18 protein-coding genes are annotated in these 20,048 nt (G+C 57.0%); 12 read left to right on the top strand and 6 right to left on the bottom strand.

Annotated features, from left to right (window positions below):
* The first annotated feature begins 6 nt into the window (after positions 1-6).
* Complete coding sequence (locus tag C1Y41_RS13485) at positions 7-957, top strand: ATP-grasp fold amidoligase family protein (protein WP_039382021.1); 951 nt, start codon at positions 7-9, stop codon at positions 955-957.
* A 52-nt stretch (positions 958-1,009) separates the two neighbouring features.
* Here C1Y41_RS13485 and C1Y41_RS13480 read toward each other — a convergent pair whose 3' ends face one another.
* Together C1Y41_RS13480 and soxS are read right to left on the bottom strand one after the other, a co-directional pair.
* Positions 1,010-1,291, bottom strand: coding sequence for a YjcB family protein (locus tag C1Y41_RS13480; protein ID WP_104085612.1), 282 nt, complete (start codon positions 1,289-1,291; stop codon positions 1,010-1,012).
* 217 nt (positions 1,292-1,508) lie between these two features.
* Complete coding sequence (soxS, locus tag C1Y41_RS13475; protein ID WP_039382026.1) at positions 1,509-1,937, bottom strand: superoxide response transcriptional regulator SoxS; 429 nt, start codon at positions 1,935-1,937, stop codon at positions 1,509-1,511.
* Between the two features lie 96 nt (positions 1,938-2,033).
* On the opposite strand from soxS, the gene soxR reads away from it, so the two are divergent.
* The 4 genes from soxR to C1Y41_RS13455 all read left to right on the top strand — a co-directional run bounded on the left by soxR (position 2,034) and on the right by C1Y41_RS13455 (position 6,646).
* Positions 2,034-2,513: a redox-sensitive transcriptional activator SoxR gene (gene soxR, locus C1Y41_RS13470; RefSeq protein ID WP_039382028.1), complete on the top strand. Its 480-nt coding sequence runs from the start codon at positions 2,034-2,036 to the stop codon at positions 2,511-2,513.
* A gap of 43 nt (positions 2,514-2,556) precedes the next feature.
* Positions 2,557-3,222: a glutathione S-transferase family protein gene (locus tag C1Y41_RS13465; protein ID WP_104085639.1), complete on the top strand. Its 666-nt coding sequence runs from the start codon at positions 2,557-2,559 to the stop codon at positions 3,220-3,222.
* A 283-nt stretch (positions 3,223-3,505) separates the two neighbouring features.
* Positions 3,506-4,855 carry an NCS2 family permease gene (locus C1Y41_RS13460; RefSeq protein WP_094111306.1) on the top strand — a complete coding sequence of 450 codons (1,350 nt, stop codon included), beginning with the start codon at positions 3,506-3,508 and terminating at the stop codon, positions 4,853-4,855.
* A 141-nt stretch (positions 4,856-4,996) separates the two neighbouring features.
* Positions 4,997-6,646, top strand: a complete 1,650-nt coding sequence (locus C1Y41_RS13455) for a Na+/H+ antiporter (protein WP_039382034.1) — start codon at positions 4,997-4,999, stop codon at positions 6,644-6,646.
* A 23-nt stretch (positions 6,647-6,669) separates the two neighbouring features.
* Here C1Y41_RS13455 and C1Y41_RS13450 read toward each other — a convergent pair whose 3' ends face one another.
* Entirely contained in the window at positions 6,670-7,572 is a 903-nt protein-coding gene (locus C1Y41_RS13450; protein WP_071668445.1) for a LysR family transcriptional regulator, read from the bottom strand.
* 102 nt (positions 7,573-7,674) lie between these two features.
* On the opposite strand from C1Y41_RS13450, the gene C1Y41_RS13445 reads away from it, so the two are divergent.
* The 3 genes from C1Y41_RS13445 (at position 7,675) to C1Y41_RS13435 (ending at position 9,461) form a co-directional block, all read left to right on the top strand.
* Positions 7,675-8,097 carry a CidA/LrgA family protein gene (locus C1Y41_RS13445; RefSeq protein WP_104085611.1) on the top strand — a complete coding sequence of 141 codons (423 nt, stop codon included), beginning with the start codon at positions 7,675-7,677 and terminating at the stop codon, positions 8,095-8,097.
* Positions 8,090-8,785: an LrgB family protein gene (locus tag C1Y41_RS13440; protein ID WP_104085610.1), complete on the top strand. Its 696-nt coding sequence runs from the start codon at positions 8,090-8,092 to the stop codon at positions 8,783-8,785. The genes C1Y41_RS13445 and C1Y41_RS13440 overlap by 8 nt, the downstream gene beginning before the upstream one ends.
* 130 nt (positions 8,786-8,915) lie before the next feature.
* A complete protein-coding gene (locus C1Y41_RS13435; RefSeq protein ID WP_039382044.1) occupies positions 8,916-9,461 on the top strand; it encodes a YfaZ family outer membrane protein in 546 nt (181 codons plus the stop codon).
* A gap of 312 nt (positions 9,462-9,773) precedes the next feature.
* Here the strand turns inward: C1Y41_RS13435 and C1Y41_RS13430 are convergent, their stop codons facing one another.
* From C1Y41_RS13430 to acs, 3 genes are all read right to left on the bottom strand, one after another.
* On the bottom strand, positions 9,774-11,426 hold the full coding sequence (locus C1Y41_RS13430) for a cation acetate symporter (RefSeq protein WP_104085609.1): 1,653 nt from the start codon (positions 11,424-11,426) through the stop codon (positions 9,774-9,776).
* Positions 11,423-11,752: a DUF485 domain-containing protein gene (locus C1Y41_RS13425; protein WP_094111309.1), complete on the bottom strand. Its 330-nt coding sequence runs from the start codon at positions 11,750-11,752 to the stop codon at positions 11,423-11,425. Before C1Y41_RS13425 ends, C1Y41_RS13430 begins: the two co-directional genes overlap by 4 nt.
* A gap of 173 nt (positions 11,753-11,925) precedes the next feature.
* Positions 11,926-13,881, bottom strand: coding sequence for an acetate--CoA ligase (gene acs, locus C1Y41_RS13420; RefSeq protein WP_104085608.1), 1,956 nt, complete (start codon positions 13,879-13,881; stop codon positions 11,926-11,928).
* A 579-nt stretch (positions 13,882-14,460) separates the two neighbouring features.
* Between acs and gltP the strand changes: the two genes are divergently transcribed.
* From gltP to C1Y41_RS13400, 4 genes are all read left to right on the top strand, one after another.
* Positions 14,461-15,762 carry a glutamate/aspartate:proton symporter GltP gene (gene gltP / locus C1Y41_RS13415; RefSeq protein WP_071668440.1) on the top strand — a complete coding sequence of 434 codons (1,302 nt, stop codon included), beginning with the start codon at positions 14,461-14,463 and terminating at the stop codon, positions 15,760-15,762.
* Between the two features lie 149 nt (positions 15,763-15,911).
* On the top strand, positions 15,912-16,823 hold the full coding sequence (gene murQ / locus C1Y41_RS13410; RefSeq protein ID WP_094111310.1) for an N-acetylmuramic acid 6-phosphate etherase: 912 nt from the start codon (positions 15,912-15,914) through the stop codon (positions 16,821-16,823).
* Positions 16,823-18,256, top strand: a complete 1,434-nt coding sequence (gene murP / locus C1Y41_RS13405) for a PTS N-acetylmuramic acid transporter subunit IIBC (RefSeq protein WP_104085607.1) — start codon at positions 16,823-16,825, stop codon at positions 18,254-18,256. Before murQ ends, murP begins: the two co-directional genes overlap by 1 nt.
* Before the next feature lie 247 nt (positions 18,257-18,503).
* Entirely contained in the window at positions 18,504-20,048 is a 1,545-nt protein-coding gene (locus C1Y41_RS13400; protein WP_094111311.1) for a PAS domain-containing methyl-accepting chemotaxis protein, read from the top strand.

Below are 20,048 nucleotides of genomic sequence, written 5' to 3'. Positions count from 1 at the left end.
TCAGATATGCTCAGGTTGAAAGAAGAACTCAGAAGAAGCGTTCAGTATTTTATCAAGAAGATGCCCTGGGCTACGCAGGATCGCATCTACTACTTCCGTAAATTCCGTAAGCTGCCTAATCTGCGCGAGCCAAAGGTGTTTAACGAGAAGGTGCTGTATCGCAAATTTGTGTATGGCGACTATCAAATCTATGGTCGCCTGTCGGACAAGTATTCAGTACGCGAATACATTGCTGAGAAGGTAGGCAGTGAGTATCTGATCCCGCTGGTTTACGAGACCAGCGATCCGCATTCGCTTCACACGCTGTCGCAGTGGAAGAATACTGTGATCAAGCCTAACCATGGTTCCAACATGGTTGAGATCCTGCTGGAAGAGCCGGATGCGCTGAAGAAGCAGCAGATCATCAGCGACTGTCATCGCTGGCTGAAAACGGACTTCGCTAATGAAGCGCGTGAGATCCACTATCGCTACATCAAGCCGCGGATTCTGGTAGAGCAGTACATTGGCGATGGCAAAAGTGCGCCGATTGACTACAAATTTCACATGTTCAATAAGCGCGATGGCAGTTTTGAATATGTGCTGCAGGTGATCTACAACCGCTGCAACCCGCTGTTGTCGATGAACTTTTACGTCAACAATCTGAACGAGGCGTATCATAAGATCCGCGATACCGGTCTGGATGTTGAGCCTATTCTGCCGCAGCTGCAGAAGGCGCTGGCGCTGAGCAAGACGCTGGCCAGCGATTTCGACTATGTCCGCGTTGACTGGTATATCCACGGTGAAGAGATCTACTTTGGTGAGCTGACCTTCACGCCGGGTGCCGGACTGGTAACGGGTCTGGACCGCGGGCTGGACCAGATGATGGGTGATATGTGGATTCAGGATCGTCGCGGTACGAAGAGACCGGGCGTTTCGGTTGCGGAAGTCGGTATTCCCGCCGTGTTGAAGAAAATTTGATCGCACAGCAATATAAAGAACCCCGCAGCGCGGGGTTTTTTATGCATACTATTCAGGGAATTGGCCACTCAGTCGGCGCCTGACTCATCACATCGATAAAAGCCTGTTTGCCAATCTGCATAAAGTTGTGCACGTTCTCCATGCTCAGCGTAATACCCAGCAGTCCGGTCACAAACCAGCACGACATCCCCACGCCCAGACCGCCACACAGCAGCGCCATAACCGGATGGCTCTTTTGCAGCAGTTTTATTTTCATTGAGCTGGCGAGAAACATCAGAACGGCGCTCAGAATACCCCAGCGCATTACCAGTAAACTGGTTGTTAACGTAGCCATTAACGCAAAACCTCTTCGAATCAGTGATATCCCTGACATTAACCGGACATCACTGACGGCAAAGAGCGCGTCAGGAAACGCTCTCACGTCGGATTGAGTGTGATTTGGATCACATTATATCAGCGGATTTGAATTTTTGAACAAATTTTGTACCCGCGAAGGCGGGCTGGGACGCGCGGCTAAAGCTGGAAGAGAGCGCCTGAAGCAGGCGCGCTGATTACCGGACAGGGCAGCATTCACCGGTGGTGCGCTGGGCGAAGCTGTTCATATTGTCGCTGCAGTCAAAGCTAAGCAGGCGAGGCCGTTGCGCAATCGCCTGACGACGCATGGCGTGACGATAGGCCGTAGGCGTCTGCGAAAACTGCCGGCGGAACACGCGCGAAAAGGTTTGCTGCGAATCGTAACCATACTGCATAGCGATATCAAAAACCGGTCGCTGCGTCTGCAGCAGCGCTTCTGCCGCCATCGTCAGACGCCGTTCACGAATATAGCCACCCAGCGTCTGTTTCGTCACGGTACGGAACATACGCTGCAGGTGCCATTTTGAGTAACCCGATTTTGCTGCCACATCATCAATCGACAGTGCTTTATCCAGATTCTGATCGATCCAGTTAGTCAGTGAATGAATGATTTCCTGTTGCATCATAGCCTCATCCTTCTGAAGGGGTATTACCCGGTGAGAAATTCGTACTTTTGATGGTGAGCGAGTATAGTTCCTCAAGTTAACTTGAGGTAAAGGCTGATGGTAAAAAAAGAGCGTAACTATCCAAAGCCGGTGCTGACGCCAGGAGAAGTGGCAAAACGTAGCGGCGTAGCGGTCTCGGCACTGCACTTTTATGAAACCAAAGGATTGATCTCCAGCACCCGTAATAATGGCAATCAGCGACGCTACAGCCGTGATGTACTGCGCCGCGTGGCGATTATTAAAATTGCGCAGCGTATCGGTATTCCGCTGGCGACGGTGAGTGAGAGCCTGATGCATGTCCCGGCGAATAAACGGATGTCGACGCAGGAGTGGGATGCACTGACGCAGCACTGGCGTGAGGAGCTGGATAAACGCATTGAGACGCTGACGCGGCTGCGGAACGATCTGGACGGATGTATTGGCTGTGGCTGTTTGTCGATGCGCGACTGTCCGTTACGCAACCCCGGCGACCGGCTGGCGCAGCAGGGTTCAGGCGCCGTGCTGCTTGACCCGGAGCAGGATGAGCAGGGGCGTTAATCCGCTATACTGGTGCGATACCTTTATCAGCAAGGAGCTGTACATGATCACCGTTCATCATCTGGAAAACTCCCGTTCGCATCGTGTGTTATGGCTGCTGGAAGAGCTGGCGGTGCCGTATCAGATCAAACGTTATCAGCGGGAAAATACGATGCTGGCACCCGATGAGCTGAAAAAGGTGCATCCGCTGGGGAAATCACCGGTAATAGCCGATGGCAACCGCGTTATTGCTGAATCCGGCGCCATTCTGGAGTATCTGCAGCTGAAGTATGACAGCGAGCAGCAGCTGACGCTGAGCAATGAAGATGAACAGATTCAGGGACGCTACTGGCTGCATTATGCCGAGGGATCGCTGATGCCGCTGCTGATCATCAAGCTGGTTTTTGCGCAGCTAAGCAAAAAACCGGTTCCCTGGCTGCTGCGCCCGATCGGTGGCGCCATGCGTAAAGGAATGGAGAAAGCCTGGCTGAATAAGCAGCTGGCGTTGCATACCCGCGTGATTGAACAGCATTTAAGTCAGCATGCGTTTTTTGCCGGTTCGCGTTTCAGCATCGCTGATGTTCAGATGAGTTTTCCGCTGCTGGCGCTTCAGATGCGCGGCGGCCTGCACGATCTGCCTGCCACCACCCGCTGGCTGGAAGAGATGCAGCAGCGCGCCGCCTGGCAGCGGGCGCTGAAGCAGGGCGGCCCGATTAAATTCAGCGACTGACGCCGGCCCGGAATCCGGTAATCGTAGGGGGCGCATTAATGCGCCCCGAATTGGTCCGCCGTCACCGCAGGCGTGCTTTCTCCAGTCCGGTGACGATTAACAGTTGAAAACGTTACCCCAAACGCCAGATAATCGCCTGCCATTTTATCTCCCCCTCTTTGACGGGAAGTACATAGCTGCGTAATCGTTTGCGCCTCTTTTCTCTTTGAGAAATCCCCACCAGGGTGATGCGTAAGCGGCAGCTGTGCGGCGACTTACATCTAAAATATGCAGAGGAATAATTATGTCTGGCGACTCACGCCCGGCCAGTGGAAAACTGGACGCCTGGTTCCACATTTCAGCACGCGGCAGCAACGTGCGGCAGGAAGTGCTGGCGGGGCTTACCACCTTCCTGGCCATGGTCTACTCGGTTATTGTGGTACCGGGCATGCTTGGTAAAGCGGGCTTTTCCCCTACGGCGGTATTTGTTGCCACCTGCCTGGTCGCCGGGTTTGGCTCCCTGCTGATGGGACTCTGGGCCAATCTGCCGCTGGCTATCGGCTGTGCTATCTCGCTGACCGCCTTCACTGCATTCAGCCTGGTCCTTGGGCAGCACATCAGCGTACCGGTCGCGCTGGGCGCCGTATTCCTGATGGGATTACTGTTTACGTTTATCTCGGTAACCGGTATCCGCGCCTGGATCTTACGCAATCTGCCGATGGGCGTGGCGCACGGTACCGGGGTTGGTATCGGCCTGTTTTTACTGCTGATTGCAGCAGACGGTATTGGCCTGGTGGTAAAAAACCCGGCCGCAGGCTTGCCGGTGGCGCTGGGCGATTTTACCGCGTTTCCGGTCATCATGTCGCTGGTGGGTCTGGCGGCAATCTTTGGCCTGGAAAAACGCCGCGTACCTGGCGGCATCCTGCTGACTATACTGGCTATCTCACTGATTGGGCTTGTGTTTGATCCGGCGGTGACCTGGCAGGGGCTGTTTGCGATGCCAAGCCTGAAGGATGCCAGCGGTCAGTCAGCGATGTTCAGTCTGGATATCGCAGGCGCGCTGCAGCCAGCCGTACTGCCCAGCGTTCTGGCGCTGGTTATGACAGCGGTATTCGATGCGACCGGCACCATTCGTGCGGTTGCCGGGCAGGCCAATCTGCTGGATAAAGAAGGGCAGATCCTCAATGGCGGCCGGGCGCTGACCAGCGACTCCCTCAGCAGCCTGTTTGCCGGCCTGGTCGGTGCGTCTCCGGCAGCAGTCTATATTGAATCAGCAGCCGGTACGGCAGCGGGTGGCAAAACCGGCTTAACCGCTATCGTCGTAGGCGTACTGTTTCTGCTGATGCTGTTCATGTCGCCGCTTGCCGGTCTGGTGCCGGCCTATGCGACCGCGCCGGCGCTGATGTATGTCGGGCTACTGATGCTGAGCAACGTGGCAAAAATTGATTTCAGCGATTTTGTAGATGCCATGTCAGGCCTGCTGACCGCGGTGTTTATTGTGCTGACCTGTAACATCGTGACCGGCATTATGCTGGGCTTCGCCTCGCTGGTGATTGGCCGTCTGTTTGCCGGGGAGTGGCGCAAACTCAACGTGGGGACGGTAGCGATCGCTGTTGCACTGGTCACCTTTTATGCGGCAGGCTGGGCTATCTGACCACAGGTTCCAGTAATTTTCAGATAATCCCCTGACTTTGCCAGCGCCGCACATCGGGTCCCCCTATGTGCGGCGTTTTGTTTTACACTTTTTAGCGTAACGACCCTCGCTTTTAACCATTTCGATTCGCCTAAGGAAAGCATGGAAATCTTTTTTACTATTCTCATTATGACGCTGGTGGTGTCACTCTCCGGCGTCGCGGCAAGAATCCTGCCGTTTCAAATTCCGCTGCCGCTGGTGCAGATCGCAGCGGGTGCCTTACTTGCCTGGCCCACGTTTGGCCTGCATGTCGATTTCGATCCGGAACTCTTTCTGGTGCTGTTTATCCCGCCGCTGCTGTTTGCTGACGGCTGGAAGACGCCTATCAATGAGTTTCTGAGCCACGGTCGCGAGATCCTCGGGCTGGCGCTGGTACTGGTGCTCATCACCGTGGTCGGTATCGGCTACCTGATCTACTGGCTGGTGCCGGGTATTCCGCTGATCCCGGCTTTTGCACTGGCAGCCGTGCTGTCACCGACCGACGCCGTGGCGCTGTCGGGTATCGTTGGCGAAGGGCGCATCCCAAAGAAAATCATGTCGATTGTGCAGGGTGAGGCGCTGATGAACGACGCCTCTGGCCTGGTATCGCTGAAATTTGCGGTCGCCGTGGCGATGGGCACCATGGTCTTTACCTGGGGCGGCGCCAGCGTGGAGTTTCTTAAAGTGGCCATTGGCGGACTGATTGCCGGCGTGGCCGTTTGCTGGCTCTATGGCCGCTCGCTGCGCCTGCTGAGCCGCTGGAGCGGAGACGATCCGGCGACGCAGACCGTGCTGCTGCTGCTGCTGCCGTTTGCCTCCTACCTGATTGCTGAACATCTCGGCGTCTCCGGTATCCTTGCCGCCGTCGCGGCCGGGATGACCATCACGCGCTCCGGCATCATCCGTCAGGCGCCGCTGGCGATGCGCCTGCGCGCAAACAGCGTCTGGCAGATGCTGGAGTTTGTGTTCAACGGCATGGTGTTCCTGATGCTCGGCCTGCAGCTGCCGGATATCCTTGCGACGTCCGTTGAGCAGGCGAATGCCGATCCCAACGTCGAGCTGTGGATGCTGTTTACCGATGTCGCGCTGGTGTATGCGGCGCTGATGATTGTGCGTTTTGGCTGGCTCTGGATCATGAAGCGCGCCAGCATGCGCCTGCTGAAGAAAAAACCGCTGGAATTCTCAAACTACTCGCTGCGCGAGCTGCTGATTGCCTCTTTTGCGGGCGTACGCGGTGCGATTACGCTGGCGGGCGTGCTCTCTATTCCGCTGTTTCTCAGTAATGGCGAGCCCTTCCCGGCGCGTTATGAACTGGTATTCATCGCCACCGGCGTGATCCTCTTCTCGCTGTTTGTTGGCGTTATCCTGCTGCCTCTCCTGCTGCGCGGTATCGACAGCCATGATAAAGCAGGCCACCGTCATGAACTGCAGCATGCGCGAGCCGCGATGGCGGGTGTGGCGATTGAAAGCCTGCATAAGATGGAGCAGCGGCTGGAGAGTGATACCGAAGAGAATATCGATCCGGAGCTGCTTAAAGAGGTCAGCCTGCGGGTGATTGGCAACCTGCGCCGCCGCGTGGATGGCAAGGATGACGTGGATCAGGCACTGTTTGCTGAGAACCTGGAGCGTCGTTTCCGTCTGACCGCGCTGCGCGCCGAGCGTGCTGAAGTGTATCACCTGCGCGCAACGCAGCAGATTTCCAATGAAACGATGCAGCGCCTGCTGCGCGATCTCGATCTGCTGGAAGCGCTACTGATCGAGAAAGAGGAGTAACCTCCTTTGCATGCCGCCGCGTCTCACACCTGCAGACGCGGCGCATCATCCGGCCAGTGTGTGCGACAGCAGCTGATCCAGGCTTCCGCACTGCGCGACAGATAGCTCCCTTCACGCCAGATCAACCCGATACGCCACTCCAGCGCAGATGCCAGCGGCAGCCACGCCAGCGACTGCGGATCCAGCCGCTGACAGATAGGTTCCGGCAGTACGGCTACGCCCATCCCCGCCTGCACCATCGCAGCCAGAAAATCCCACTGACCGCTGCGCAGCGCAATCTGAGGCGTTACGCCTTCACGCTGAAATGCCTGCATCAGCTGGCGGTTAAGGGCAAACTCTTCATTCAGGATCAGCAGCGGATGCTGCGCCAGTTCTGTCAGCGTCAGATGCGGGCGGGCGTGCCAGGCCGCGCTGCGCGACACCAGCACGCAGAGCGGATGGCGCATCAGCTCCAGCGTGTTAAGCGGTAAATCGGGCTCAACCGGCAGGGCGGTAAGCGCAATATCCAGCGCGCCGCTCAGCACCGCCTGCTGTGCGGTCAGCCCACCTGATTCTGCAATATGCAGCTGCACGCCGGGATAGCGGCGCTGAAATGCTGAAATTGAGCCGGCAATCTGCATGCCCACCATCGGCGGAATACCCAGGCGCAGCTCACCGGTTTTCAGCTGATTGATATCACCAATCTGCGCCTCCAACTGATGAAACTCCTGCAGGATCGCGAGACCGCGCTGGTAGACCGCCTGACCGCTGTCGGTGAGATGCAGACGGCGTCCCTCCCGCCGCAGCAGCGCGCACCCCAGCTCCTCTTCCAGCTGGCGCACCATTTTGCTGATGGTGGGCTGCGTAACATAAAGCTGCTCTGCTGCACGGGTAAAGCTCTGCTGCTGTACTACGGCGACAAAGTAGCGCAGGGCACGTATATCCATGATCATTCCTTAATGGCATAGTCCGGATGATTTTAATTCATTTCTTTCACGGTTAGCGGCAGATTTATACTGCGTTTCTCACATTCCTTACCGGAGATCGCCATGGCTGCCGCCATTAATCCGCGCCCCCGTCTGTTACAACATCTGATACTGCCGCTGCAGCTGCTGCTTTATATCGGGCTATTCAGCGTCTGCGATCTTCTGGTGCGCTGGCTGCACCTGCCGCTACCGGCAAATGTACTCGGCATGGTTATGCTGCTGTTATTGATTGTTTTGCGCGTATTGCCGCTGGGCTGGGTCCGGGCCGGGGCAAACTGGCTGCTGGCTGAAATGCTGCTGTTTTTTATTCCGGCGGTGGTGGCGGTGGTCAATTACAGCGATCTGCTGCGCAGTGAGGGATGGCGTATTTTTATCGTGATTGCGATCAGCACGCTGCTGGTGCTGGCGGTCACATCGCTGGTGGTTGATCGCCTCTACCGGTTTGAAATGGCGCGTGCGGCACGCAGGCAGGATATCAATGAGTAACGCCATCATCAGTCTGCTCTGTCTGGCACTCACCCTGCTGGTCTATTACCTCAACAAGCGTCTCTACCGGCGCTGGCGGCGGCTGATGCTGATGCCGCTGGTGCTGACGCCGCTGATACTGGTCGGGCTGCTGCTGATTACGCATGTCAGCTGGCAAAACTATATTGCGGAGAGTCACTGGCTGCTCTGGCTGCTGGGACCCGCCACGCTGGCGTTTGCCGTGCCGGTGTATGAAAACATGGCGCTCATCCGGCGTCACTGGCTGTCGCTGAGTGCGGGGGTTCTGTGCGCTACCACGGTTGCCGTGTGTAGCTCAGTCTGGCTGGCGCGATTACTGGCGCTGCCGGAGAGTATTCAGCGTAGTCTGGCCGTGCGTTCAATCACCACGCCATTTGCGCTGGCCGCCGCCGGTCCGATGGGCGGACAGCCCGATCTGGTCGCGCTGTTTGTGGTGATCACAGGCGTGTTTGGCATGGCGGCAGGGGATATTCTTTTTCTGCGCATCGCGATAAAACAGGGGGTGGCGAAAGGCGCCGGGCTGGGTGCCGCCTCTCACGGTGCCGGAACTGCGCGCGCCTATCAGATTGGTCAGCAGGAGGGGGTGGTATCCAGCCTGGTGATGATGCTTTCGGGCGTCGTCACGGTTCTGCTGGCGCCGCTTCTGAGCCATCTGCTGTGGCAGGCGTGACACGTTTATCGATAAATCGTTCCCATTGTAATTTAATTTTACGTAAAGGTTTCCAATAAAAGTTGTGTCTGACGACTATGCTAACTACTCTTTGCGCCGACTTATTTTTTACTTCATGGAGTGGATTAGCATGATCAAGCAACTTGTTACCGGAAGCGTTTTGGGCCTTGCACTGCTGAGCGGTAGCGTACAGGCGATTGAGGGCAGTGTTGACGTGGGTGAGCACAGCACCAACCTGAACCTTGGCCTCGGTACTACCTCTCCGGGTCTGTTTCTGAAAGGTAACTGGCTGCGCAGCGACCATGACGGCAGCACCTACGGTGCAGGTCTGGGCTATAACATCGATGTTGGCGATCTGCGCGTCGCGCCGACGGCAAAAGCGCTGTTTACGCACCCGGAAGATGGCCGTGATGGCTTCACCATCGCCGTGGGTGCAGGTGCACAGTACAGCTTCAACAGCATGTGGGGCCTGTATGGTGAATATTACTATGCGCCAGAGGCGTTTTCCGATCGTCTGGACAGCTATCAGGAAGCGTCAGGCGGCCTGAGCTTTACGCCAGTTTCACTGCTGAACCTGCGCGTGGGCTACCAGTATATCGAGCTGAACAATAAAGGCAGCCGCAAAGATAACGTGCTGGTAGATGGCCCATACGTAGGTGCCTCACTCCGCTTCTGATCTGCCGCTGCAAACCAGGGGCGCATAAATGCGCCCCCTACATCACCTCGCAGGGGCGCCATTAATGGCGCCCTGGTTGATATCCGCCCCGGTTCCGATGACATCATTAATGACGCCCTGGCCAATTCCCGCACGTGACTGAATGACGCGATTTATGGCGGTCGATGCGGTGCGCGTAATAAACCAGGGGCGCATAAATGCGCCCCCCACATCACCCCCGTAGGGGCGCCATTCATGACGCCCTGGTCAATTCCCGCACCGGATCCGATGACGCCATTTATGGCGACCGTGTCGAACCCGGTGCGGCTGCGATCAGTGCGATTTCCCCTGTGAAATACCGATACCGGTTTGCGAACGAATAAACTGTCCGCGGAACCGTGCGCGCTCCTGTGCACCCTGAGCGGAGTGATCGGTGATGGAAAAGAACCAGGTGCAGACAAAAGCGACCAGCATGGAGAACAGCGCCGGGTACTCGTAAGGATAGACCGGGGTAGCGTGACCCAGCACCTGAACCCAGACGGTAGGGCCCAGAATCATCAGCACCACCGCCGTCAGCAGTCCCAGCCAGCCGCCCACCATCGCGCCGCGTGTGGTGAGTTTCGACCAGTACATGGAGAGCAAAATAATCGGGAAATTGCAGCTGGCTGCAATAGAGAAGGCCAGACCGACCATAAAGGCGATGTTCTGCTTCTCAAACAGGATCCCCAGCGCAATGGCAACCACACCCAGCACCAGCACGGTAATTTTAGAGACGCGCAGCTCTTCACGCTCCGTTGCCTGACCTTTGCGGATCACGCTGGCGTAGAGATCGTGCGACACTGCCGACGCGCCCGCCAGCGTCAGCCCGGCGACAACGGCCAGAATCGTGGCGAAAGCTACCGCCGAGATAAAGCCGAGGAACAGGCTGCCGCCTACCGCATTCGATAGATGCACCGCTGCCATATTGGTGCCGCCAATCAGGGCGCCGCTGGCGTCTTTAAACAGCGGGTTTGCACCCACCAGCAGAATCGCACCAAAGCCGATAATAAAGGTCAGGAAATAGAAGTAACCCATAAAGCCGGTTGCCCAGAACACGCTTTTACGCGCCTCGCGCGCATCCGCCACGGTAAAGAAGCGCATCAGAATGTGTGGCAGTCCCGCTGTACCAAACATCAGCCCCAGCCCCAGCGACAGGGCGGAGATAGGATCTTTCACCAGTCCGCCGGGCTGCATAATCGCCGCGCCTTTAGGATGGACCGCCATCGCCTCCGTAAACAGCGCGTTAAAGCTGAAACCGGTAGCTTTCATTACCATAATCGCCATGAAGCTGGCACCAAACAGCAGCAGCACCGCTTTGATGATCTGCACCCAGGTGGTCGCGAGCATGCCGCCGAACAGAACATAGAGCACCATCAGAATGCCAACCAGTACCACGGCGATATGATAATCAAGGCCGAACAGCAGCTGGATAAGCTTGCCGGCCCCCACCATCTGCGCAATCAGATAGAGCGCAACCACCACCAGCGAACCGCAGGCAGAGAGGGTGCGGATCGGCTTCTGCTGCAGCCGGTAGGAGGCCACATCGGCAAAGGTATAGCGTCCGAGATTGCGCAGCCGCTCAGCGATCAGAAACAGGATCATCGGCCAGCCGACCAGAAAGCCGAGCGAATAGATCAGCCCGTCATAGCCCGAGGTATAGACCAGCGCCGAAATACCAAGAAATGAGGCGGCGGACATAAAATCGCCCGCCATCGCCAGGCCATTCTGGAAGCCGGTAATATTGCCGCCTGCGGTGTAGTAGTCGCTGCGTGAGCGGGTGCGCTTTGATGCCCACCAGGTAATACCCAGCGTGAACGCGACAAACACCACAAACATGATTATCGCTTCATAGTTGGTCGCCTGCTGCTGGACGTCGCCGGTCAGCGCATCGGCCGCCAGTACGCCCGCTGGCGCCAGCGCCAGCAGAATCGGGAGCGCGCGCTTCATGATTTTACCTCGCTGACGATCTGTTTAGTCAGGCGATCAAACTCGCCATTGGCGCGCCAGACATAGACGCCGGTAAGCAGAAAAGAGACCACAATCAGGCCCACGCCAATCGGAATACCGCGCGTCACATTGGTACCGGCATGCAGCGGCGTGCCGAGCCAGCCGGGCGCAAACGCGATCAGCAGGATAAACCCGACATACAGGACCAGCATAATAATGCTCAGCAGCAGCGCAAAAGACTGGCGCTTATGGACCAGCTCCTGAAAACGGGGGTTATTTTCTATTTGTTGCCAGACGGCTTCCTGTTGATTCAGGGTGTCATTCATCACAGTTTCTCCAGAGGCAAAGCAGACGGAAATCTCACATTAATGTGATTTAACGGATTGAATATTCTGGTTATCAGGGTTGTGCGATGGTGAACAGCATACGGCGTAAGGTGAACTAACGGAGAGAAGCCTGCCGGGGACAGGCTGATGCTCTCCGCTGATAAGGGCAACGATTACGGCATGGCGATCGACTGCTTCTCCTCCAGTAATTTCTCTACTACACCTGGATCGGCCAGCGTAGAGGTATCGCCAAAGTTGCTGGTATCGCCCGCTGCAATTTTGCGCAGAATACGCCGCATAATTTTACCGGAGCGGGTTTTCGGCAGCGAGTCGGTCCAGTGCAGCACGTCCGGCGTGGCGATAGGGCCGATCTCTTTGCGTACCCAGTTGCGCACTTCCGTATACAGCTCCGCTGACGGCTCTTCGCCCTGATTCAGGGTGATATAGGCGTAAATGGCCTGCCCTTTAATGCTGTGCGGAATACCGACCACGGCCGCTTCAGCAATTTTCGGATGTGAAACCAGCGCGGACTCAATCTCTGCCGTGCCCAGACGATGTCCGGAAACGTTCAGGACATCATCCACGCGTCCGGTGATCCAGTAGTAGCCATCTTCATCGCGCCGCGCGCCGTCACCGCTGAAGTAGCGATGCTTAAACGTGGAGAAGTAGGTCTGTTCAAAGCGTTCATGATCGCCAAACAGCGTGCGCGCCTGACCAGGCCAGGAGTCATTAATAACCAGGTTACCCTCGGTTGCGCCCTCAAGCTGATTGCCTTCGTTGTCCACCAGCGCCGGCTGTACGCCAAAGAAGGGTTTGGTGGCCGAGCCCGCTTTCAGCTCGGTTGCGCCCGGCAGCGGCGTGATCATAAAGCCGCCGGTTTCAGTCTGCCACCAGGTATCGACGATGGGGCAGCGGCTGTCGCCAATCTTTTTGTAATACCACTCCCAGGCTTCCGGATTGATCGGTTCACCCACGGAGCCCATGATGCGCAGGCTGCTGCGTCGGGTGCCTTCAATCGCCCGATCGCCTTCCGCCATCAGCGCGCGAATCGCGGTGGGCGCCGTGTAGAGCAGGGTAACGTTATGCTTGTCGACGACTTCCGCCATCCGGCTCGGCTTCGGCCAGTTGGGCACCCCTTCAAACATCAGCGTGGTTGCGCCACAGGCCAGCGGCCCGTAGAGCAGATAGCTGTGACCGGTGATCCAGCCGACGTCTGCGGTGCACCAGTAAACGTCGTCGTCATGGTAATCAAAGACATATTTAAAGGTGCTGGCCGCATAGACCAGATAGCCGCCGGTGGTATGCAATACGCCTTTTGGCTTGCCGGTTGAACCGGAGGTGTACAGAATAAACAGCGGGTGTTCCGCTTCAACCGCCACTGCTTCGTGCTCTGCGCTGGCCTGGCTGACCAGATCGTGCCACCAGAGATCGCGTCCCTCATGCCACTCCGTGGTTTTTCCGGTGCGCTTAAATACGATTACCTGCTTCACGCTGGTCACCAGCGGATTTGCCAGCGCGTCATCAACATTCTTTTTCAGCGGAATGGCACGTCCGGCGCGGATACCCTCATCCGCCGTGATCACCAGCTTCGCGTTGCTGTCGACCACGCGTCCCGCCACGGCTTCCGGCGAAAAGCCGCCAAAAATCACTGAATGCACGGCACCAATACGCGCGCAGGCCAGCATGGCGACAGCGGCCTCCGGCACCATCGGCATATAAATGGCCACCACGTCGCCTTTTTTAATCTCAAGCTGCGTTAATACATTTGCCATGCGGCAGACGTCAGCGTGCAGCTCCCGGAAAGTCAGCGTTTTAATTTCACTGGCGTCATCCCCTTCCCAGATAATGGCCGGGCGATCGCCCCGCGTCGCCAGATGGCGATCCAGGCAGTTAGCCGCAAGATTCAGCGTGCCATCTTCATACCAGCGAATAGAGATATTGCCCGGCGCAAACGAGGTATTTTTCACCGTGCTGTAAGGCGTGATCCAGTCGAGAATCTTTCCCTGCTCACCCCAGAAGGCGTCAGGATCGTCCACGGACTGCTGATAGCGCGCCGCATACTCGTCGGCATTAATCAGGGCGTTCGCTGCGATGGCAGCGGGTACAGGATGCTTGTGAATTTGGCTCATGGCTGACCTCCTTGAAGATGTTAATCATATGTCAATCAAAGGTTAATTGAAGAGGGGGCAGGGGCTTTGTTTCGGTTTTGCAGTCTGGATCACGGCCTGCCGGCATGCGCTAAAGCGCGCAAAAACGGCGCTTTTTGCGGCAAAAAAGCAGCGTGCTGAAAGCGGCTGTCAGCAGGCAACAGAGGGTTTTGTGATTAAATGTTAAGCAAACGCGCCGGGCGATAAAATCGTCAGATCTGAATAGCTATGCGGAAAATTATCGAATTAACGCTTTTCATAACAGCGGGTTATAGCCACAGGATAACAGCAGCATTTTATGCTACTGAGCTGCGCACGATTTAAGCTATCGCGCCGGGGGTTGCATTTACCGTAGTGAAAATGGTACTTATCTGGCCGCTGTTCAGCAGGTATCAACTCAGGCTGTATCCTTGCGCTGGCGCAAACCGCCGGCAGAACAAAGCGGAATACAGCCCATTATAACCCTCTATTTTATCGGGCTTTTGCTCACTTCCCTGTGTGTACCATCTCCTGCACCTTCGCAGCAGAGCAAAGGGGTTTTAACTGAGGAAATAACGCGTTATGAAAGGTTTTAAACTCACCCTCGCCTGGCAGATCCTGATTGCCCTGATCCTCGGCATTATCGCAGGAACCGTGCTGCATAATCAGCCAGACGATCGTGAATGGTTAATCACCAATATTCTTACTCCTGCCGGTGATATCTTCATTCATCTGATCAAGATGATTGTGGTGCCGATTGTTATTTCCTCGCTGATTGTTGGCATTGCCGGCGTCGGGGACGCGAAAAAACTCGGGCGTATCGGGGTGAAAACCATTATCTATTTTGAAGTGATCACCACCATTGCCATTGTGGTCGGCATCACGCTGGCTAACGTATTCCAACCCGGCAGCGGCATTGATATGTCAACGCTGGCAACGGTGGACATCTCTAAATATGAAGCTACCACCGAAGCGGTTCAGGGCGCTCCTCATGGCCTGGTCAGTACCATCCTGTCACTGATCCCGCAGAACATCTTCGCCTCGCTGGTCAAAGGCGATATGTTGCCGATTATTTTCTTCTCAGTGCTGTTTGGCCTGGGTCTGTCGGCGCTGCCGTCGGAACATCGCGATCCGCTGGTCGGCCTGTTCCGCTCGGTATCAGAAACCATGTTCAAAGTGACTCATATGATCATGCGGTATGCGCCGGTGGGCGTATTTGCACTGATTGCGGTAACCATTGCTAACTTCGGTTTTGCATCGCTCTACCCGCTGGCGAAACTGGTACTGCTGGTTTATGCCGCCATCCTGTTTTTCGCCTTTGTCGTGCTCGGTGCGGTCGCGCGCTTCTGCAAGCTGCGTATTACGACCCTGATGCGTATTCTGAAGGATGAGCTGATTCTGGCTTACTCTACCTCCAGTTCAGAGACGGTGCTGCCGCGCATTATGCAGAAGATGGAGGCGTATGGTGCGCCGAAAGCGATCACCAGCTTTGTGGTGCCTACCGGCTACTCCTTCAACCTGGATGGCTCTACGCTCTATCAGAGTATTGCCGCCATCTTTATTGCCCAGCTTTACGGCATTGACCTGTCGCTGACCGATGAGATCATCCTGGTGCTGACGCTGATGGTAACCTCAAAAGGGATTGCCGGTGTTCCGGGCGTCTCCTTCGTGGTGCTGCTGGCGACGCTGGGCAGTGTAGGGATCCCGCTTGAAGGGCTGGCGTTTATCGCAGGCGTTGACCGCATCATGGATATGGCGCGTACGGCGCTGAACGTGGTGGGAAATGCGCTCGCTGTGCTGGTCATTGCACGCTGGGAAAATCAGTTTGATGCTAAGCAGGCCGCCGCCTACGAGCTGCAGCTGCGTATGCAAAGCGCCACCTGATCCGCTACTAAGCATAACAAAACCCGCCGCTGGCGGGTTTTTTTATGCCTGCAGTAAAAATAAAAAAATTCTGCGCCGCTGCACATGAATTAACAATTCTTTGTGGTATAAATTTTTCAGAATAAATTATTCATTCGCAGGAGCGTAGTATGACCCTTGATCTCAACAAAATGATCACCGAGAGCCGCAATCCGGCCAGCCAGAATATTGACGAGCTCAGCACGGAAGCGATGCTGCGCGTCATTAATGACGAAGATAAAAAAGTGGCGCTGGCGGTAGAGGCGATTGTGCCGCAGATCGCACAGGTTACGGAGGCGATTGCGCACGCCTTTAGCCAGGGCGGGCGACTGATTTACTGCGGCGCCGGTACCTCTGGCCGGCTCGGTATCCTGGATGCCAGTGAGTGCCCGCCTACTTTTGGTACGCCGCGCGGTCAGGTGGTGGGGCTGATTGCCGGCGGGCATACGGCGATCCTGCAGGCGGTTGAGAACGCGGAAGATAACGCCGGACAGGGCGCACAGGATCTGGCGGATATCGGTTTCAGCCCCCGGGACGTGCTGGTCGGAATTGCGGCCAGCGGCCGCACCCCCTATGTGCTGGGCGCGCTCGCTTACGCACGTGAACAGGGCGCGTTTACCGCCGCGCTGACCTGCAATCCCGACAGCGCGATGGCGCAGGCGGCTGATGTCGCGCTGACGCCGGTTGTGGGGCCGGAGATCGTCACCGGATCGTCGCGCATGAAGGCGGGCACGGCACAGAAGCTGGTGCTGAATATGCTGAGCACCGGCGCGATGATCCGCAGCGGCAAGGTGTATGGCAACCTGATGGTAGATGTGGAAGCCACCAACCAGAAACTGGTTCAGCGTCAGATAAACATTGTTAAGCAGGCCACCGAATGCGACGACGCCACGGCACAGCAGGCGCTGACGGCGTGCGGCGGCCACTGCAAAACCGCTATCGTCATGGTGCTGGCGGGCCTGACGGCGGAGGAGGCGCGCGCGCTGCTGGATCAGAACCGCGGGTTTATCCGCGCCGCATTACGTGACTCAGGAGTACGCTGATGGCCGCAATCACTGAAACGCTGCTGCGCGATATTCTGCGGGCCGTGGGCGGGCCGGGTAACGTAGCGATGTGCGGCAATTGCATGACCCGCCTGCGCCTGACGCTGGTGAATGCTGCGCTGGCGGATAGCCCGCAGCTGAAACAGCTGCCGGGCGTACTGGGCGTGATTGTCAGCGACGCTCAGCTGCAGATTGTTCTGGGGCCGGGCAAGGCGCAAACCGCGGCGGTAAAGATGCAGCTATTGCTCAATGACGGCACTCCGGCGCAGGATCTGCAGGCGATCGCCCAGGCGCAAAAGCAGCAGTTAAAAGCGAAACAGAGCAGTGCGCTGCACCGCTTTCTCGCCTGCTTTGCCACCATCTTTACGCCGCTTATTCCGGGATTTATCGGAGCTGGCCTGCTGCTCGGTTTTGCCACCCTGACCGAGCAGCTGTTTCACCTTAATCAGCCGGGTGAGCACGCCCCGTGGCTGCTGGCGACCGTGGCCTACATGAAAGTGTTTGGCAAAGGACTGTTTACCTTTCTCAGCATTCTGATCGGCTATAACGCGCAGAAAGCGTTTGGCGGCACCGGCGTCAACGGCGCGATTATCGCCTCGCTGTTTGTGCTTGGCTACAGCCCGGAAGCCACCGTCGGGTACTACAGCGGGATGGAGAACTTTTTCGGGCTGACGATCGATCCGCGCGGCAACATTATCGGCGTGCTGCTGGCCGCGATATTTGGTGCCTGGACAGAGAAGCAGCTGCGTAAAATCATTCCCGATAACCTGGATATGATCCTCACCTCGCTGCTGACGCTGCTTATTACCGGCGCCGTGACATTTCTGCTCATTATGCCGGTGGGGGGGGAGCTGTTTAAAGGAATGTCGTGGCTGTTTATTCACCTCAATAACAATCCGTTTGGCTGTGCCATTCTGGCCGGGCTGTTTTTAATTGCGGTGATGTTTGGTATCCATCAGGGCTTTATTCCGGTCTATTTCGCGCTGATGGAGACGCAGGGCTTTAATTCGCTGTTTCCCATACTGGCTATGGCGGGAGCGGGGCAGGTCGGTGCCTCGCTGGCGCTGTGGTGCAAAGCCGGAAAAGCGTCGCTGCTGCGCAGCCAGATCAAAGGAGCCATTGTGCCGGGGCTGCTGGGCGTGGGGGAACCGCTGATTTACGGGGTCACGCTACCGCGCCTCAAGCCTTTTATCACCGCCTGCTGCGGGGGTGCACTGGGCGGCTTCTTTATCGGTCTGGTGGCCTGGCTCGGCCTGCCGGTGGGGATGAATACGGTGTTTGGCCCCTCCGGCCTGGTGACGCTGCCGCTGATGACGTCAGCACAGGGCATTTTTGCCGGCATGGCGGTCTATCTTGCCGGTCTGCTGGTCGCCTGGACGGGCGGGTTTCTCTTCACCTGGTGGTGGGGCATGAAAAATATCGATTTGGGTTAACGCCCGCTGCGGGCGCTGCTGCGCCCGTAAATATTTACCGTTTCCTCCATTCTGGCTAAATAATGGTGTGAGCCGCAACGCATAATCCTGTTTTCATCTTTCAGTTTTTACCCTTCAATACAGTTATTTATAAAAATTGCTCTTTTTTAGCAGCAAGAAATAAATCATCAGCGCTTAAGTCGTTCCGCTAATCAGCCGATAGATCCGGAATAATGTTTATCAGCCTGAATTGACCAGGGATCTCTGTATGCGCAATAACCAGCCCGTGACACAGCGTGAATTCGTTTTCAATGACGATGCGACGCTGATGTCGACTACCGATCTCAGCAGCCATATTACCTACGCCAACGACGCTTTTATTGAGGTCAGCGGCTTCACGCCGGAAGAGGTAAACGGTCAGCCCCACAACATGGTGCGCCATCCGGATATGCCGCCCGAAGCCTTTGCCGATATGTGGCATACCCTGAAGCAGGGGCAGCCCTGGAGCGCGCTGGTGAAAAACCGGCGTAAGAATGGCGATCACTACTGGGTGCGGGCCAATGCGGTGCCGGTGGTACGCGAAGGATGCGTGCGCGGCTATATGTCGGTGCGGACCAAACCTTCAGCAGCGGAAGTGCAGCAGGCTGAAACCCTGTACCGCGATTTTCGCGAAGGGCGCAGCAAAGGACGCTGTTTTTACAAAGGATTGATTATCGGCAGCGGCTGGCGTCGCGCCACCTCACTGCTGAAAACGCTGCCGCTGCGCTGGCGCATTCGTTCAGCGCTGGCGCTGCTGCTGCCGCTGATAGCGGGCAGCGCCTGGGGGGCAGGCCTGACGGCGCTGGCACTCGGCGGCTTCAGCGTTGCGACGGCCCTCTGCCTGCTGCTGGCGAGCCTCTGGCTGGAGCAGCAAATTTCACGCCCCATCGAGCGGATGTGCCAGCAGGCGCTGAGCGTGGCGACCGGCAACAGCCATAAAGTCGATCAGCCCGACCGCGTGGATGAAATCGGCATGACGCTGCGCGCCATCGGCCAGCTGGGGCTGATGTTCCGCTGGCTGGTGGATGACGTCAGCGGCCAGGCGATCAACGTCCTCAGTGCCAGTGATGCGATGGCGCGCAGTAACAGTGAGCTCTCCCGCCGGACTGAACAGGCAGCCGCTAACGTGCAGCAGACGGCCGCCACCATGAATGAGATGACGGCCACCGTGAAGAGCAACACGGAAACCGCCAGCGAGGTCAATGCGCTGTCGGGCACCACCAGCCACGCTGCTATCAAAGGTGGCGAGGTGATGCAGGAGATGGCAGGCATGATGGGCGATATTGCCGACAGCGCGAAACGCATCGCCAGCATCACCAGCGTGATCGACAGCATCGCCTTTCAGACCAATATCCTCGCGCTCAATGCGGCGGTAGAGGCGGCGCGGGCTGGTGAGCAGGGTAAAGGGTTTGCCGTAGTCGCGGGTGAAGTGCGCAATCTCGCGCAGCGCAGCGCAAAAGCCGCCAGCGAAATCAAAACGCTGGTAGAGACCAGCGCCAGCCGCGTAGCGTCAGGCAACGACTATGCGGCAGCCGCCGGCCGCACCATGCAGGATATTGTCAGCCAGGTGCAGAACGTGACGACGCTGATTGCGCAGATCAGCGCAGCCACCGCCGAGCAGGCCACGGCGCTGAGCGAGGTCAGCACGGCGGTAGAAGATCTGGATGATATCACCCATCAAAACGCCGCGCGCGTGGCTGAAGGCGCAGAAGCCTCAACCCGCATGGCGCATCAGGCGAACCGCCTGGTTGAGGCGATTAGCGTCTTTCGCTAA

The sequence above is a fragment of the Pantoea sp. ICBG 1758 genome (assembly GCF_002928325.1).
GTDB classification, from domain to species: Bacteria; Pseudomonadota; Gammaproteobacteria; order Enterobacterales; family Enterobacteriaceae; genus Pantoea; species Pantoea eucrina.
The sequence above is the reverse complement of the archived record's forward strand: the minus strand, read 5'-3'. Positions and strand labels throughout refer to the sequence as shown.